This is a genomic window from Parasutterella secunda (assembly GCF_024733725.1).
GTDB lineage: Bacteria > Pseudomonadota > Gammaproteobacteria > Burkholderiales > Burkholderiaceae_F > Aphodousia > Aphodousia faecalis.
Window position 1 is genome coordinate 276,359 of sequence record NZ_JANRHP010000003.1, and the last position, 16,277, is coordinate 292,635.

Annotated in this window: 14 protein-coding genes; 5 read left to right on the forward strand and 9 right to left on the reverse strand. The window is 47.7% G+C overall.

All coding sequences use genetic code 11. The features are described 5' to 3' along the window. The first annotated feature begins 16 nt into the window (after window positions 1-16). Window positions 17-2,266: a patatin-like phospholipase family protein gene (locus tag NW199_RS04835; RefSeq protein WP_258333797.1), complete on the forward strand. Its 2,250-nt coding sequence runs from the start codon at window positions 17-19 to the stop codon at window positions 2,264-2,266. Window positions 2,267-2,317: 51 nt separating this feature from the next. On the opposite strand, the gene NW199_RS04840 is transcribed toward NW199_RS04835, so the two are convergent. Genes NW199_RS04840 through NW199_RS04850 form a run of 3 tightly spaced genes read right to left on the reverse strand, consistent with a single transcriptional unit; the run spans window position 2,318 to window position 3,788 of the window. Further along, the gene (locus NW199_RS04840) at window positions 2,318-2,746 is read right to left on the reverse strand and encodes a DUF2721 domain-containing protein (protein ID WP_022472540.1); all 429 of its coding nucleotides are present in this window, start codon (window positions 2,744-2,746) and stop codon (window positions 2,318-2,320) included. Window positions 2,747-2,758: 12 nt separating this feature from the next. After that, window positions 2,759-3,262 carry a DUF2721 domain-containing protein gene (locus NW199_RS04845; RefSeq protein WP_258333798.1) on the reverse strand — a complete coding sequence of 168 codons (504 nt, stop codon included), beginning with the start codon at window positions 3,260-3,262 and terminating at the stop codon, window positions 2,759-2,761. A 25-nt stretch (window positions 3,263-3,287) separates the two neighbouring features. Next, the gene (locus NW199_RS04850) at window positions 3,288-3,788 is read right to left on the reverse strand and encodes a YbaK/prolyl-tRNA synthetase associated domain-containing protein (RefSeq protein ID WP_258333799.1); all 501 of its coding nucleotides are present in this window, start codon (window positions 3,786-3,788) and stop codon (window positions 3,288-3,290) included. A gap of 79 nt (window positions 3,789-3,867) precedes the next feature. On the opposite strand from NW199_RS04850, the gene NW199_RS04855 reads away from it, so the two are divergent. From NW199_RS04855 to NW199_RS04865, 3 genes are read left to right on the forward strand one after another with little or no spacing between them, the layout of a single operon-like run. Further along, window positions 3,868-4,458, forward strand: coding sequence for a YqgE/AlgH family protein (locus NW199_RS04855; RefSeq protein WP_258333800.1), 591 nt, complete (start codon window positions 3,868-3,870; stop codon window positions 4,456-4,458). Then, the gene (ruvX, locus tag NW199_RS04860) at window positions 4,455-4,853 is read left to right on the forward strand and encodes a Holliday junction resolvase RuvX (RefSeq protein ID WP_022472536.1); all 399 of its coding nucleotides are present in this window, start codon (window positions 4,455-4,457) and stop codon (window positions 4,851-4,853) included. The genes NW199_RS04855 and ruvX overlap by 4 nt, the downstream gene beginning before the upstream one ends. Beyond that, window positions 4,850-5,647, forward strand: a complete 798-nt coding sequence (locus tag NW199_RS04865; protein WP_258333801.1) for a lysophospholipid acyltransferase family protein — start codon at window positions 4,850-4,852, stop codon at window positions 5,645-5,647. The genes ruvX and NW199_RS04865 overlap by 4 nt, the downstream gene beginning before the upstream one ends. On the opposite strand, the gene NW199_RS04870 is transcribed toward NW199_RS04865, so the two are convergent. Then, window positions 5,648-6,466, reverse strand: a complete 819-nt coding sequence (locus tag NW199_RS04870; protein ID WP_249091546.1) for a symmetrical bis(5'-nucleosyl)-tetraphosphatase — start codon at window positions 6,464-6,466, stop codon at window positions 5,648-5,650. 88 nt (window positions 6,467-6,554) lie between these two features. Between NW199_RS04870 and galU the strand changes: the two genes are divergently transcribed. After that, complete coding sequence (gene galU, locus NW199_RS04875) at window positions 6,555-7,391, forward strand: UTP--glucose-1-phosphate uridylyltransferase GalU (protein ID WP_258333802.1); 837 nt, start codon at window positions 6,555-6,557, stop codon at window positions 7,389-7,391. A 303-nt stretch (window positions 7,392-7,694) separates the two neighbouring features. Here galU and pflA read toward each other — a convergent pair whose 3' ends face one another. The 5 genes from pflA to NW199_RS04900 form a co-directional block, all read right to left on the reverse strand. Next, entirely contained in the window at window positions 7,695-8,432 is a 738-nt protein-coding gene (gene pflA / locus NW199_RS04880) for a pyruvate formate-lyase-activating protein (RefSeq protein WP_258333803.1), read from the reverse strand. A gap of 69 nt (window positions 8,433-8,501) precedes the next feature. Next, entirely contained in the window at window positions 8,502-10,748 is a 2,247-nt protein-coding gene (pflB, locus tag NW199_RS04885; protein WP_022472526.1) for a formate C-acetyltransferase, read from the reverse strand. Between the two features lie 325 nt (window positions 10,749-11,073). Further along, entirely contained in the window at window positions 11,074-12,723 is a 1,650-nt protein-coding gene (locus NW199_RS04890; protein ID WP_022472525.1) for a fumarate hydratase, read from the reverse strand. 167 nt (window positions 12,724-12,890) lie between these two features. Next, window positions 12,891-14,228, reverse strand: a complete 1,338-nt coding sequence (locus NW199_RS04895; RefSeq protein ID WP_022472524.1) for an anaerobic C4-dicarboxylate transporter — start codon at window positions 14,226-14,228, stop codon at window positions 12,891-12,893. 401 nt (window positions 14,229-14,629) lie between these two features. Beyond that, entirely contained in the window at window positions 14,630-15,964 is a 1,335-nt protein-coding gene (locus NW199_RS04900) for an anaerobic C4-dicarboxylate transporter family protein (protein WP_258333804.1), read from the reverse strand. Window positions 15,965-16,277: the final 313 nt, after the last annotated feature.

The following is a 16,277-nucleotide window of genomic DNA, read 5'->3' on the forward strand; positions in this document are numbered from 1 at the left end:
AAAAAGGAATCCGTCCATGTTTCGTCGAGTTTTTCAGTCCTTACTGCTTGCGTTAAGCCTTGTGCTTTGCTCGGTTGTCTCAGCCGAAACTGTGCAACATGCAAACTCTTTAACGCTTAGCAGGCCCAAAGTCGCACTGGTTCTTTCAGGGGGCGGCGCTCGGGGCTTTTCACACGTTGGGGTTATCCGTGAATTAGAACGGCTAGGTGTAAAAATTGATATTGTGGCCGGTACAAGCATGGGGGCCATGGTGGGTGGCGGTTATGCCTCGGGCTATTCCGTGGAGCAAATGCAAGACATTATTTTGGGCGTGGATTGGAAAGAAATGTTTGCCCTGCGCCCGGATCGTGATGAGATTAACTGGCGTCGCAGGCAAGACGACTTCAAAGGATTGGGCACACAAGAAATAGGGTTATCAAAAAAAGGAGTACTTTTCCCGGACTCTGTTGTTCCGGCTCAACACTTGGAAATCTTTTTACAATCCATAACGCGGCACGTCAGTTCAGTGACAGACCTGTCAAAACTTTCTATCCCCTTTGCTGCGATTGCAACAGACTTGGATACCGGAGAGGCTGTTGTGATGCAAAAGGACGTTACATTGGCCGATGCCATGCGATCTTCAATGTCGGTGCCGGGAGCATTTTCTCCGTTTCCCTATAAAAACCATGTGCTGGTCGACGGTGGATTGGCGCAGAACCTTCCCGTTGAACAGGCCAAGGCTATGGGTGCGGACATCATCATTGCGGTTAACGCCGGCACGCCTTTAGGAAAATCCAAAGACATCCACTCTGTGGCGGGCGTGATGGGACAAATGATTGGCATTTTGACTGAAAGAAATGTGGATCACTCCAAATCCCTTTTGACTGAAAAAGACATTTTGATCACAACGGATTTAACCGGTTTCAATGCAGGGGATTTCCAGAAAGCCGAGGCTATTATTGAAGCCGGCGAGAAAAGCGCCCAAAAATATGAACCTCAGTTAAAGCGGTTGGCGGTTTCACAAAAAACGTTTGAACAGTGGAACTTGGCCCGGCAGTCAGCGGTACAGCCGCCCCAAGCCAGGCAAGTTGCCTCAGTACAAGTTCAGGGGTTAGAGGTGGTTAATCCGAAAAGCGTTATAAAAAGCGCCGATTTGGATTTGACAAAGCCCATTACGGAGGATCAGATCGCTCAAGCGAGCGCAAAAATCTGGGCAACGGATGATTTCACGTTGGTTCCGTATACATTTGAACCGGGCCCCAATGGGACTCAAACTTTAGTCTGGAGGCCTCAGGAAAAGCCATGGGGTTACAACACCATTCGGGTTGGGGGAAAGATTTCTACGGACTTTAATCAGGAGCATACATTCGATTTTCTAGTGGCTCATACCATGGGGTGGTTAAATTCCTGGGGAGGAGAATGGCGCAACGAAGCGCAAATTGGGAAAGATAGCTATTTTTCCACCAGTTTTTATCAGCCACTGGGCGCTGCCAGTCCGCTTTTTCTCATGCCTGAAATTCGTTATGAAAGCCAGCGCTATGATTGGTACAACGGCTCCAGTCACGCACTGGCGACACTAAAAAATAAAACACTGGAGGGCTCTCTGTCTTTAGGTTTAGAACTTGGGAAAGCTTCTGTTTTTAAAGCCGGTGTTGGTTATGTTTCGGCTCAAAGTAAAGTTTCTGTTGGTGAAATCCCCGGCTATAACTCCATGGATGATGAAGCATCTTTTGTCGAAATCAGTTGGCAATACGATACGCTGGATAATGTTAATTTCCCGACGAAAGGTTTTTATTTGGATGCGCGCGCCAGGCGCTATGACCAGATGGAAAATTCTGCTGATCCCGAGGTCTCCGACTATTATGTGGAAACTATTTTCCCGTGGGATTGGGGTGATGGTTGGGTGAGTGTGTTGTCCGGCAAGGCCGGTTCTTCAACAATCCCGGGGCGCTATCCTTTGGGAGGACTTTTCAATATGTCCGGTGCCTACTACGGGCGATACAGTGGATCTGATATGGTCTTGGGCCGTCTGCAATTATCAAAGCGTCTGCAACACACTGATGTCTTTGGTTTTCCCATTTACGTCGGAGCCGGATTTGAAATGGGGCGGGTTCAGGAAGATGTGCTGCCTACCTACCTAAGTGATAAAGACCTGGGTGTGTGGAAAAAGGCAGTCAGTGCTTATGTGGCAGCCGATTCGATTTTTGGTCCCTTATATTTGGCTGTTGGTCAGACAAGCGATAATGATTCAGCTGTGTACTTTTTCTGGGGACGGCCGCTTCAATAGTTTGATGCCGCCGATTGAAATCAGAAAAGATCAATCGGCGGTATTTATCACTTAGCGGTGTTCAACGCTAAGCCCAATAGCTTTGGTTGAAAGTGAAACTTCTTTGACGAAATAAATTGTTGAAATAAGCAGACAACCGATAGACAAAATAAGTGCCCCGAGTTTTAAAACATCTAGATTCAGCATGAAAAGGCACTCAAGAATGCCAGCTAATACCTGTAAACCACTGAATGTTGCCGAAAGAACGACAGTGAGAATAGACATTCTCAGCAAAGAAGCTCTCTCGAAAATCAAATCGATTTCATGATTGAGATCTTGATTTTCTCTCGGAGCAATCGAATTGCGCTCGCGCAACAGCTGGCGCACACGGTTTGTCGAGTGGTTATAGCGGGCGGTCATTGCCAAAAGCAAAAGGCCAACACCGGAGATTAATGTCACTGGGGGCAGTGACGTGGTAAGCATCTGATGATATTCAACCATGTTCCTGCTCCTTTAGTGGTGAACGCTCAAGCCCAGCGCTTTCATGGAAGTGCCGACTTCTTTGGCAAAAATAAGTGTGGATACCACAACCATCACGATAGCAATCAAAAGCAAAATGGATTTGAGCACCATGAAATCATCTCCAAGGGCGATTTCAAAAATACTCATTAGCACCAAAAGGGCGCTGAACATACCGGAAAGAACAATGAGGAGGATCGCTTTGCGCAAAAGTCGCACACGCAGAAAAATCAATTCAATGGCGTGATCAAGATCATTGTCTTTTCGGGGTTTGATGGCATCGCTTTCGCGCAACAGCTGGCGCAAACGGTCAGTGGAGTGGTTGTAGCGATTAGTCATCGACACTAAGAGCAAACCGACGCCGGAAATCAAGGTAATCGGCGTGAGGGCAGCTTGAAGAACTGTGCCGTAATCAATCATGGCAATAAAAAAGTCAGCTAAAAAAGAAAGTCGCCAATGATAGACCTTTTTAGCTGACTTGAAAAGGAGTATTAACACCAAAAATCATAATGGCGTCAAATGGTTAAGACGGAGGGTTGTCTTTCAGGAAGTCAATCAGTTCAGGGTGAACAACTCTCTTGTAATCTTCCGTTTTAATAATGATGGAGTGATCCAACAGGCCTGCGTTAAATGCCAATTCATCATAGCGCTCATAAAGGCTCGGATCGGCAACGAGTTTCAAATCCGGGTGAAGGCTTACGGGAGGAACCGCACCGAAGACACAGCCAGTTAATTCTTTAACCTCATCGGGGCTAGCCAGAGATGCCCTGCGTCCGCCAAGAGCTTGGGCGAGCTTTGCCAAATCAGCTTGCTTATCGGCTGGCAAAACGGCTAAAACATAAAGCTTTACCCCGTTTCCTTTAACGTGACAGACCAAAGCCTTAGCACCTTGGCCTAATTCTGTGCCGCGAATTTCAGCAACAGATTGGCTGGATTTTCCGCCTGCGGCATGCTCCAGAACCCGGAATTGAGCCTGACCTGTTTTGAAAAGATCGATTAATTGTTCGAGGACGTTTTCAACCATGATGCATCTCAAAGTAACAGAATTCTTCCATCATAGCGCAGGCGTGACAGATGTGTAAAAATACTCTTTTGTTAGGATGATGGGGAAAGTCAGAATGGCAGAATTTGTTTCCTATAAAGATCATTTTTTGATTGCAGCACCCAATATGAAAGACCCGACATTTGCCGGGACGGTTGTTTACCTTTGCGAGCATACAAAAAGCGGGGCGATGGGGATTGTCATTAACCGTTCCATTCGTCTCAGTGTGGAATCGCTTTTGCAAAGAATCGGGATTGAAAATAAGAATCCGGCGCTAAAAGAAATTTTCCTTTACGACGGTGGGCCTGTTCAGATAGAAAGAGGCTTTGTGCTGCACAGCGCCAATAAGAAATATCACTCAACCATGCAGGTGACGGATCAAATATATTTGTCGACATCCCGTGATGTTTTAGAAGCGATCGGAGCTTGTGAAGACGTTCCTGAAAAATTCTTGCTCTCGCTTGGTTATTCAGGATGGAGCGAGGGGCAGTTGGAAGCGGAATTGTCCGTGAGTGGTTGGCTGATTGCGCCAGCGGATGAAAAAATTATTTTCGACACACCGATTGAAGAGCGTTACGAGAAGGCGTTGAAACTTTTAGGTATTGATTCAACCACACTGGAAGCGTGGGGAGAAGAAGTGGGGCACGCATGAGCGACGGAGTAATTATTGGCTTTGATTTCGGTGAGAAAAGAATAGGTGTTGCGCTTGGAAATACCCTGACGCGGCAAGCGAGTCCCTACCGGATTATTGATTCCCGGACGGTTCAATCTCGTTGGAATGGAATAAACGCGTTGGTGAGAGAATGGTCGCCGGTGGCTTTTGTTGTAGGAATACCTAGGCATCCTGATGGTCATTCTCACGAAATGACAAATCGATGTGAGCGTTTTGCAAGGCAACTTGAGGGTCGGTTTCATTTGCCGGTTAACAGAATTGATGAACGTTATTCCTCGGCCGTTGTTGATAGTGAAGCAGACTTTATAGACGATGAGGCAGCGTGTATCATCTTGCAGCAGTTTTTTAATGAATCCACTTCTGTTGACGTATGAATAAGATCGTTGGTTCTTTTCGATTTATCTTGGCGCTTTTATTTGCCTTAGCCTGTATTTTACTGGTGTTGTTTTATCTTCAATGGATAAAGCCAGAAGCCAAACGAAAAATTATCAAAACATGGGCCCGAACTTTTATTGACATGATCGGGATGCGCTTTTCTGTTGAAGGGGACGTTTATAAGAGCCACTGCCTGATTGTTGCCAATCATATTTCCTTTGTGGATATTTTCGCGCTTAATGCCATGAAACCCGGTCGCTTTATCGCCAAAAGCGAGATCGCCGGTTGGCCAGTATTCGGTCGTATCGCTAAGGGAGTGGATACGCTTTTTATCCAGAGAAAGAATCGCCGTTCAATCATTTCCGTGAATGAGCAAATTAGCGCCGCTTTGATGCAACATCAAACCATCATGCTTTTTCCCGAGGGGAAGACGAGTGAAGGGGTTTCTCTTTTACCTCTTAAACCAAATCTGATTGAACCGGCAATATTGTCATGTACTCCGGTGTTGCCGGTTGCGATTTGTTATACGGAAAATGGGGTTAAAACCACCAAGGCATCTTACGCAAACATTTCCATTTTTAAATGCCTTTGGACAATATGCAGCACTCCAGGACTCGCGGTGACTCTAAAGGTACTGCCCACGATTAACGTGGAGGGTAAAACTCGCCACGAGGTCGCATGCGAGGCTTCCGCGCTGATGAGTTCTGCCATGGGAGTGACCGACCCGATGAAGGATTATCCCGACAATGTGCATCACCACTGTGATGCTGTCGGAACTCTCGAGAAAGCCTAATTAAGCAAAAGGATCGCAATATTGGGGCGCTTTTACTTGAATGATTTGTCTTTGAGGCAGCACGACAGCAGTTAGCGCTCCGCCCCATATGCAACCTGTGTCCAGTGCAATGATGTGCTCTTGAATAACAAGTCCCAGTGTTGACCAATGGCCAAACACAATATTGTCGTTTTTTGTTTTTCTGTGAGAGCACTCAAACCAAGGTATTAGATGTTTAGGTGTATTGTTGGGAGAATCTTTGGCCTTATAATCGGGAACGCCTTTTTTGTCCACGAAGCGGATTCGTGTAAAACCATTCAAAATAGCTCGCATGCGAGCGGAACCGGTTAAGTCGTTGTCCCAAAGATCTTTGCCATACATTTCCTGCAAGTAATCTTTCCAATGATCACTTCGTAAATGTTCTTGAACTTCGCAAGCTAGAGCGCGAGCTTTCTTTAAAGACCAGGCCGGATCGATTGCCGCATGAACGAAGGTGTAATCTTTCCAGTCATAAAGTAAATATTGGTGACGAATCCAATCAATCAATTTTTCAGCGTCTGGAGCGGCCAGAATTTCATCAATAGTGTCTCTGCGGTTGGGTTTGCCGGCGCCGGCAGCTGTCGCGAGCAGATGCATTTCATGATTGCCCAAAATTAAAGTCGCTCGTTTTCCCATGGAATACACAAGTCGCAACGTTTCCAACGATGCAGGTCCCCGATTAATGAGGTCCCCGATAAAAATCAGTGGAGAGTTTTCTGGAATTTTTTCTAAAAGTTGGGATAAGCTTGGTAGGCAACCGTGAACATCTCCGATGACGGTTACATTTTGTTCGCTTTGCATGGGTATTAATCCTAGGTCTTTAGGCTTAGTTGAAAGAGGATTCGATATACTTAACGGCTGTGTATTTTAATTCTTTGAGTCATAAAAGATGAAAGACGTTCGCAAAGTTGTATTCCCGGTCGCAGGGCTCGGAACTCGTTTTTTACCGGCGACAAAAGCAATGCCTAAGGAAATGCTGCCGGTCGTGGATAAGCCTTTAATCCAGTATGCGGTAGAAGAAGCGTACGCAGCCGGTATTACAGAAATGATTTTTATCACTGGGCGTTATAAACGAGCCATTGAAGATCATTTCGATAAGGCTACGATGCTGGAAAAAGAATTAATTGAAAAGGGTAAGACAGAATTACTTCAAACGGTTCGCTCTATTGCGCCGATGGGCGTGACTTTCATCTATATTCGTCAGCCAGAACCGTTGGGACTGGGTCATGCGGTTCTTTGCGCTCAACCCGTGGTTGGAGATGAACCTTTTGCCGTAATGTTGGCCGATGACTTAATTGATGCTCAACAGTCTGCCATCGGTCAGTTAATTGAAGCGCGCAAGCAATTGGGCGGTGGAAATATTTTGGCGGTTCAGGATGTGCCGAAGGCTGATACGAAAAAGTACGGTATTGTTGGAGTCGAAGATAGTCTTGCGACCACAAGCCTGGTACACGAAATGGTTGAAAAACCCGATCCTGATCATGCGCCTTCAACCCTTGCTGTGATCGGTCGTTATGTGTTGGAGCCGGAAATCTTTGAACGCTTAAAGAAAGTTCAAAAGGGCGTTGGCGGAGAAATCCAATTAACGGATGCTATCGCCGGTCAGTTGAATCTGAATACAACGTACTCTCACCGCTTTGACGGTATTCGCTATGACTGTGGATCCAAGCAAGGTTTCTTGGATGCGACGGTTCGTTTTGCCCGTAAAGCCGGTTACTCCATTTAATTTATCTAAAAAAGAGCCTCCCGAGATTCTTCGGGAGGCTACCTTAAACAGGTCAAGTGAAGAATGGTTGGTTCTGGGGTGAGAATTGACTATTCGTCAAAAATTTCCTGAAGTGTCTTACGATCGCCCGCTAATTCAGAAATTTCAATTTATGCAAGAATTAATCTCAGATGGGTCTTAATTGCGCCCACGATGACTCCGCGCCTGCAGCTATCCGTAGTGAGCTCCGGTCAACCATACACATCCAAAACACGTTCAGCTTGAAATTATGATGAGCACGCCTTTAGAGATGGCTTTCAGATCTTAACGATAAGAAGACGTCTTCAGGATTTTCTCAGCATTAATCACCCGCTCAGTAGACGGAGTCGGCGTATCCTTGAGTTCATACTTTAACCCCAACTCTTCCCATTTGTACATGCCGAAAGAATGGTAGGGTAGTACTTCTACTTTTCTGACATTGTGGAGAGTAGAAATAAAATCAGACAGCTTTTGTAGCGCTTCGTCTTCGTCGGTTCGCCCTGGTACCAACACATGGCGAATCCACACATCTTTATGGATCTCGTCTAAATAGTGAGCACAATCCAGAATGGTTGCATTGGACTGTTTGGTCAATTCTCGGTGTTTGGCATCGTCAATATGCTTAATGTCGAGCATAACCAAATCGGTCAATTGCATCAGCTCTTTAAATTTGGAAAAGAATGGCTCTTTTCGGGTAAAAGGCCAGCCGGCTGTATCAATGGTGGTATGTATCCCTTCGGCCTTGGCCATTTTGAAAAATTCTAAAAGGAAGTCAATTTGCAGCAACGGCTCCCCGCCGCTGACAGTAATTCCGCCGTCTTCTCCCCAATACGACTTGTAGCGCAAGGCAAAGTCTAAGATCTCGCGAGCACTTTTTTGTTCGCCGATACCCATTTTCCACGTATCGGGGTTGTGACAGTACTGACAGCGCATTTTGCAGCCCTGTAAAAAGAGAACAAAACGCACGCCGGGGCCGTCTACAGAGCCGAACGTTTCATAAGAGTGAACATGTGCAAGGGTCATGACAATCACAAAAAAAATGCACGCCACTCAATCCGCGTTGTACGGACTGATGGCGTGCGGTTTGTCAAATTACATCGCTTTGTGGCAAGTACGAGAAATCACGTCGAGTTGTTGTTCACGGGTCAAGTCAATGAACTTGACAGCGTAGCCAGACACACGAATCGTGAAGTTCGCATATTCAGGTTTTTCCGGGTGTTCCATTGCATCGATCAACTTTTCCGTACCGAAAATGTTGACATTGAGATGATGGGCACCGCGTTCGAAATAACCGTCCATCACGCGAACCAAGTTGTTGACGCGTTCTTCGAGCGAATGGCCGAGAGCGTCGGGACTAATGGTTTGCGTGTTGGAGATGCCGTCCAAAGCGTATTCGTAGGGAAGCTTAGCCACAGAATTCAACGAGGCAAGCAAACCGTTTTGTTCCGCGCCGTAGCTGGGGTTGGCACCCGGAGAGAGCGGCTCGCCTGACTTGCGGCCATCCGGAAGATCGCCCGTAGCCTTGCCGTACACAACGTTGGACGTAATCGTCAAAATCGAAGTGGTCGGTTCGGAGTTGCGGTATGTGTGGAACTTGCGAAGCTTCTTCATGAAGGTCTTCAAAAGCCACACGGCGATGGAGTCCGCACGATCATCATCGTTGCCGTAGCGCGGGAAGTCGCCTTCGGTTTCGTAACCAATGACCACACCTTGTTCGTTACGCACGGTCTTGACCTTAGCGTACTTAATGGCGCAAAGGGAGTCGACTACATGCGAGAAACCAGCGATACCGGTCGCAAACGTACGACGCACGTCCGTATCAATCAAGGCCAACTCTGCAGCTTCATAGTAGTACTTGTCGTGCATGTAGTGGATCAGGTTGAGGGTGTTCACGTAGAGACCGGCCAACCAATCCATCATCTTGTCAAAGCGTTCCATCACTTCGTCATAGTCGAGGTATTCGGAAGTGATCGGGCGCAATTCGGGACCCACTTGCATGAGCGTTTGTTCGTCAACGCCGCCATTAATAGCGTAGAGCATGCACTTTGCCAAATTGGCACGAGCACCGAAGAACTGCATTTCCTTACCGGTTTCCGTAGCGGATACGCAGCAGCAGATGGAGTAATCATCACCCCAGATCGGGCGCATCACATCATCGTTTTCATACTGAACAGAAGATGTGTTGATCGAAATCTTCGCGGCGTAGTCACGGAAAGCTTTAGGCAAGTGCTTCGTGTACAGAATCGTCAAATTCGGTTCCGGCGACGGTCCCATATTTTCAAGGGTATGCAAGAAGCGGAAGTCATTCTTGGTGACCATGGAACGGCCGTCCATGCCAAGGCCCGCCACTTCCAAAGTAGCCCACACCGGGTCGCCCGAGAACAATTGGTTATAGGACGGAATACGGGCAAATTTCACCATACGGAATTTGAGCACCAAGTGGTCAATCAATTCCTGGGCTTCGGATTCCGTGAGCGTGCCTTCAGCCAAATCACGTTGAATGTAGATATCCAAGAACGTGGAAATACGGCCGACAGACATGGCAGCGCCATTTTGAGTTTTAATAGCGGCTAAGTAACCAAAGTAGAGCCATTGAACAGCTTCGCGAGCGTTCTTGGCCGGAACAGAAATGTCATAACCGTAGTCGGCAGCCATTTCCTTCATCTGCATAAGGGCGCGAATTTGATCGGTGATTTCTTCACGCTGACGAATGATTTCGTCGGTCATCATGCCGCATCCGCAATGGGCCATGTCTTCTTTCTTTTTGGCAATCAAAAAGTCGATACCGTAAAGGGCGACACGACGGTAGTCACCGACAATACGGCCACGGCCATAGGTGTCAGGCAAACCCGTAATGATCTTGTTTTTGCGGGCAAGACGCATTTCAGGCGTATAGGCATCGTACACACCCTGGTTATGAGTCTTATGGTATTCCGTGAAAATCTTGTGGAACTTAGGATTGGGCTTATAGCCGTAGGTTTCACAAGCTTGTTCGGCCATCTTGATGCCGCCAAAAGGCATAAAAGCACGCTTTAAGGGCTTGTCAGTTTGCAAACCGACAACCTTTTCGAGATCCTTAGTGCCTTCGCCCATGTAGGCAGCTTTGTAAGCGGTAATGCCGGAGACAATTTCCGTTTCCATGTCGAGCACGCCGCCTTTAGCACGTTCTTCTTTCTGTAAGCCTTGCAAAAGATCCCAAAGCTTAGAGGTCGCTTCAGTAGGCGGCTCTAAGAACGAATCATCGCCGTCATAGGGAGTGTAGTTGTTTTGAACGAAGTCACGCACATCGACATCGTCGACCCAATGGGTTCCTTTAAAGCCTCTCCATTCGGTTTTCATAATGGGCTCCGAGTTATCAAAAATAAAAGTAATCGTTTCCGGCAATACGGGTATTTAAATAATCGAGACACACAACAACCCGTTGGCTCATTTATAAAAAAGAGCCTGCCTACATATTTAAATTGTCTACGTCCTTATTATTCTTTCCAAAATCGGCAGTGTCAATGCCTTTATGATCCCAAAAAGACGTTACTGTGTAAAAGTAGGTTAATTTCTATCGGAGCGAAAAATTTGTTCTATCGCCTGGCATAAAAAATCGCCGCTTCCATAACGGAAACGGCGATCAAAAGTAGATTCTCACCTATTCAGTGAGACAGTCTACTGGTTATTTTTCGCACTTGATCGTGCAACGGGGCTTGATTTGCTTGAAGAAATCATTGCCCTTGTCGTCCACCAAAATGAAGGCAGGGAAGTCTTGCACTTCAATCTTGTAGACAGCTTCCATACCGAGTTCCGGCCATTCAATGCATTCGATGCTCTTGATGGAGCTTTCAGAAAGCACCGCAGCGATACCGCCGATCGTGCCAAGGTAGAAGCCGCCATGCTTCTTACAAGCATCGGTCACGACTTGCGTACGGTTGCCCTTGGCGATCATCACCATAGAGCCGCCATGGCTTTGGAAGAGGTCAACATACGGGTCCATACGGTTAGCCGTTGTCGGGCCCATAGAGCCGCACGGATGACCGGCAGGCGTCTTGGCAGGACCTGCGTAGAGAACCGGGTGATCCTTGATGTATTGGGGCAATTCCTTGCCACTGTCGAGCAATTCCTTCATGCGGGCGTGAGCGATGTCACGAGCCACAATGATCGTGCCGGTTAAGGACACACGGGTAGAGACCGGATACTTGCTCAATTCCTTGCAAACTTCCGACATCGGTTGGTTCAGGTCGATCTTAATCGTTTCGCCTTCGCCGGCCTTGCGGTATTCTTCAGGGATCAATTCACCGGGGTTGGAGTCGAGTTTTTCAATCCAGACACCATCCTTGTTGATCTTAGCTTTGATGTTGCGGTCAGCCGAGCAGCTCACGCCCATACCGACCGGGCAACTGGCACCGTGGCGCGGCAAGCGAATGACGCGCACGTCGTGAGCCATGTATTTTCCACCGAACTGAGCACCCAAACCGATATTTTGAGCAGCTTCCAAGAGCGTCTTTTCAAGTTCGACGTCGCGGAAAGCGCGGCCCGTTTCGTCACCAGTCGTGGGCAGGTTGTCATAGAAGTGCGTAGAAGCCAACTTCACCGTGAGCATTGTCTTTTCAGCAGACGTTCCGCCGATCACAAAGGCGATGTGATACGGGGGGCAGGCAGCCGTACCCAAGCTCTTCATCTTTTCAATGAGGTAGGGAACAAGTGTCTTCGGGTTCAAAATGGCCTTGGTTTCTTGGTAGAGGTAGCTCTTATTGGCAGAACCGCCACCCTTCACTACGCACAAGAAGTTGTATTCGTTGCCTTCAACAGCTTCAATGTCGATTTGAGCGGGAAGGTTGCACTTGGTGTTCTTTTCTTCGTACATCGACAACGGAGCGTTTTGAGAGTAACGCAGGCTGTCGGTCGTGTAGGTTTGGAAAACGCCCAAGGAGAGAGCTTCTTCATCGCAGAAACCAGTCCAAACGGCTTGGCCTTTTTCGCCGTGAATAATGGCGGTGCCGGTATCTTGGCAGAAGGGCAATTCACCCTTGGCGGCCACTTCAGCGTTGCGCAAGAAGGAAAGAGCGACGTACTTGTCGTTATCCGTGGCTTCCGGATCCTTCAAAATCTTGGCCACTTGTTCATTGTGAGCGCGACGGAGCATAAAGTTCGTGTCGTGGAAAGCTTGTTTGGCCAAAAGGGTCAAAGCTTCCGGTTGAACTTTGAGGATCTTATGACCTTCGAATTCACCTTCAGACACGTAGTCTTTGGTGAGAAGGTAATATTCCGTGTCGTCTTTACCGAGTTGGAACATCGGAGCGTATTTAAATTCAACAGCTTGAGCCATTTCTCGTTATCTCCTTAACGTTGTTATATCGACGCCTTTAACAAAGGGGAGCGTTAAATCGGCGCCATTCTTTAATAATGATACGGTCAAAGAAAAACGGCAAGTAATTGAAGAGTTCAACTACTTGCCGTCCGTCATTCGCTATTTACTCGCGATAGGTTTATCGATTAAACGAAACCATACATCGCAGCGAAGATGTAGCCGGCGATAGAGGCCGTGAACACACCGATCAAGCCCGGGAGGATGAAGGAGTGATTGATCACGAACTTACCGATATGGGTCGTGCCGGAGCGGTCGAATTGAATAGCAGCCAAGTCAGACGGATACGTCGGAAGGATGTAGTAACCGTAGCAGGCGGCAGAGAAAGCGACCACGATTCCCGGAGGCGTACCAACAGCCAAGGCAACCGGAACAATCGTTGCAACGGCGGCAGCTTGAGAGTTCACCAACTTGGAAACCAAGAGCAACACGATAGCGTAAGCCCACGGATAAACCTTAACGTATTCGGTCAAACCGACCTTCAAGTCGTTCAAGTGAGCGGCAAACATCGTATCGGCCATCCAAGCCACACCGTACACAGCCACGATGGCGACGGTACCAGCACGGAACACGCTGTTCTTAGCCACGTCAGAAGCCTTAACATCGCAGAAGATAACCATCAACGTACCGGCAGCCAACATGAACATTTGAATAGCCAAGGTCATCGAGCAGCCTTTCGGACGCAATTCGGGGAACATACCGAGGATAGCCACGATAACGATCACACCGATGAACAAGCCCAAAGAGAGCCATTGCTTGCCCGTGAACTTCTTGCCGATCAAGGTCGTCGTATCACCGTAGACATACTTCTTCATTTCCGGATCGGAAATCAATTGTTGGAATTCCGGATCCTTGTCGAGGTCCTTACCACGGAACCAAGAGAAGCAACAGACAGCGAACACACCGAAGAAGCCGCCAGGAATCGTGATGGAGAAGAGGTCAATGAAGCCGAAGTGTTGGCCATTGATCGTGTAACCTTCCATCAAAGCGATCATGGAAACAGCAGCCACAGCAGCCGGCGAGCAGATCACACCCATTTGAGAGGCGATCGTGGAACCAGCCATCGGGCGTTCCGGACGGATGTTGTTCTTAATAGCCACGTCATAGATAATGGGCAACATCGTGTAAACGACGTGACCCGTACCGCACAAGATGGTCAAGAACCAGCAGATGTACGGAGCGAGGAAGCAGACGTAGCGGGGATTTCTACGCAAAATCTTTTCAGCGATTTGGAGCAAGCAATCCAAACCACCAGCGGCTTGCAAAGTAGCAGAACCGCAAACCACGGCCAAAATCGTGAGGATCACGTCGACCGGCGGTTTACCCGGTTTAAGGCCGAAGCCGAAAACCAAAACGATCAAGCCCACGCCACCCAAAAGGCCGAGGGCCATACCACCTTTGCGGGCACCATAGAACAAGCATGCCAACACTAAGATTAGTTGTAGCCAAAAGTCAGTACCAACCATGGTAAGTTTCCTTTATTTTCTCTTTTAAACAATAGAAGAGGCTACGTTTCCGTAACCTTTCTAAGCACTGCGAATTTTCACACATGTAACGCTACTTTTTCTTGTCTCGAGCGTTTTGTTTTTGAGCTAGGGATATATCTTTCTGTTATCTTTACAAAAATGTTAAAAAGTGTTTAGGGTTAACCCTTAAATTTTTACAAAATGGGTAGGGAATTTTCCTTAATTCGATTCAAACTTGCCCTAATAAAAAGAGATTGAGCTGTATCCAATCAATGGCGAATTTGTTAATGATTTGTGTCGATTTGTATCTTTGAGGGAATTATGCGTCATTCTTAAGGGGTAGAAAAAACGGAGGACTCATCAAGAGTCCTCCGTTAACGCAACTGTTTTAACCGTATAGGTTAGAGCATGATTTGTGAGATGAACCAACCGGCAGCCGTGCCGACCACAACAAAGGCCAGACCCGGTCGCATGTAGCTGTGGTTAAACACAAAACTGCCTAACCTCGTAGTACCGGTACGGTCAAAAGCCGTACAACCGATTTGTGCGCCGCCAGGGATAACAAAGTCACCGTAGCAGGAAGCCCAAATACCGACTAAGAGTTGCGGGCTTAAGCCCAAAGCCAAGCCGATCGGCATCAAAATCGTCGTACTGACGGTCGGCGAGAAAATCACCGAGCTAAAGCAGAAGCAGACGATGCAGAAGATAATCGGCGAAGAACTGGCGATATCGGAGAAGTAGTGAACGAACACATCCTTGTGCGTGTCAAAGAAGGTACCCGTTAACCAGGAAATACCGAAGACACCAACCACGCCGATCAAACCGGAGCGGAAAACGGAGCCGGAAGCAAATTTGTCGCTCGGTACCTTACAGACAACAATGATCACCAAGGCGGTAGCCAACATGACCATTTGAATCAAAGACGGAATCGGTAATTGGCTGATCTTGCCCGCAATTTCCCAAGACGGACGCAGGGTTTCAGACGAGCCAATGGTGATGGAGGTCAAAATACCGATAGCGAAAATCAACACGCCGATCTTGGCACCCTTGCTTGGTTCCTTGTAAATATGATCGGTCGTGGAAACATGCAGTTCCGTGTATTGGCCCGTTTGCACGCGATGGATGAACTCGGGATCTTTTTCGAGTTCACAGCCGCGCCAGTTCACAGACAAGCAAGCGGCCAGCAGAGCGATGAAATACGTGGGCACGGAAACCGACAGAATGTCGAGCAGTGTGTAGCCGTAAGCGGACATAACGCCCACCATGGCAGCCATGGCGGCACTCATGGGGCTAGCCATCACACCAATGCCTGCGCAGATTACCGACGCTGAAACAGCTCTTTCCGGTCTAATCTTTGCCGAGGCCGCCACTTCAGCCACCACCGGGTATACGGCGAAAGCCACGTAAGCGGTGCCCACAAAAATCACGAAGATGGAGCAAACCACCGGGCCCACAAAGTTAATAGCGCGCGGCCATTTGCGAAGTAATTTTTCAGCTAAACCGACCAAATAATCCAAACCGCCCGAGCCCTGCAAGACACTCGTACAGGCAATCACTGCGGTAATAATCAAAAGGACGGAAACGGGAGGAGAGCCCGGTTGCATACCGAAGCCGAGAACAAGGATGCTCACGCCGAAGCCACCTGCAGCACCTAAACCTACGCCGCCGAAACGACCGCCGACAGCCAAGCAGAATAAGACGACGGCAAGTTGGAGCCAAAATTGGACATCAACCATTTTTTATTCCTTGGAGAAGTGATAAAAAGAGGGGAGCTCAGTAAGCTCCATGTATTTTCGGCTAATCGTAGGCGTCTTTTCGTGGATTTTCAAACGTCGATCTTTTTCAACAAATGCCAACAACTTTGTGAAGAAGAAAAATTAAGAGCGATTTATTTTACATTTTTCAAATGGTTAGGCCGACATATAGGCTTAAATTATCGCATTTTACGTATCGGGAAATCACCAATTTGTCGACAATTAGGTTAGGTGTCCATCATTAAAAACCCTTAGTTTTTGTTGAATAATCAAAGAGTAGTCAAAAATCTCCCTA